Origin of the sequence: Bacillus cereus group sp. BfR-BA-01522 (genome assembly GCF_022662635.1) — a bacterium.
Lineage (GTDB): Bacteria > Bacillota > Bacilli > Bacillales > Bacillaceae_G > Bacillus_A > Bacillus_A cytotoxicus.
This window is the reverse complement of sequence record NZ_JAKUDY010000065.1, coordinates 1-237: the sequence shown is the minus strand read 5'-3', so window position 1 is coordinate 237 and position 237 is coordinate 1. Positions and strand designations below refer to the sequence as shown.

Below are 237 nucleotides of genomic sequence, written 5' to 3'. Positions count from 1 at the left end.
GTTCAAGTCCATTTAGGCCCACCATACAACTTGGGGCCTTAGCTCAGCTGGGAGAGCGCCTGCCTTGCACGCAGGAGGTCAGCGGTTCGATCCCGCTAGGCTCCACCAAATGTTATTTTATATAACTTGGTATGTTCTTTGAAAACTAGATAACAGTGTAGCTCATATTTTTAATTTTAGTTTGGTTAAGTTAGAAAGGGCGCACGGTGGATGCCTTGACACTAGGAGTCGATGAAG

At 46.0% G+C, this 237-nt stretch carries 1 tRNA gene; it reads left to right on the top strand.

The features are described 5' to 3' along the window. Nucleotides 1-32: 32 nt before the first annotated feature. A tRNA-Ala gene (locus tag MR059_RS22540) sits at nt 33-108 on the top strand. Nucleotides 109-237 lie beyond the last annotated feature (129 nt).